Genomic DNA, 353 nt, shown 5'->3' with positions numbered 1-353 from the left:
ACGTCCTACTCTCACAGGGGCGCTTGCCCCAACTACCATCGGCGCTGAGAAGCTTAACTTCCGTGTTCGGTATGGGAACGGGTGTGACCTTCTCGCCATAATTACCAGACTATTTATTAGACACTATCTTATTATAATGTCTTTTTTTAAATTTGCAAGAAAAAATTTAAATTTTTTCATTCTCTCAAAACTAGATAATATAGAAGAAATTCATAAAAACGAGTTGCGCCTATAAACTATGGTTAAGTCCTCGATCGATTAGTATCAGTCAGCTCCACATGTCGCCACGCTTCCACCTCTGACCTATCAACCTGATCATCTTTCAGGGATCTTACTAGCTTGACGCTATGGGA

Annotated in this window: 2 rRNA genes; both read right to left on the bottom strand. The window is 40.5% G+C overall.

The features are described from left to right. Positions 1–109, bottom strand: a 5S ribosomal RNA gene (gene rrf / locus M3226_RS31770); the annotation flags it as partial. Positions 110–238: 129 nt separating this feature from the next. Then, positions 239–353, bottom strand: a 23S ribosomal RNA gene (locus M3226_RS31765); the annotation flags it as partial.

The sequence above is a fragment of the Neobacillus cucumis genome, from assembly GCF_023715505.1.
The sequence above is the reverse complement of the archived record's forward strand: the minus strand, read 5'-3'. Positions and strand labels throughout refer to the sequence as shown.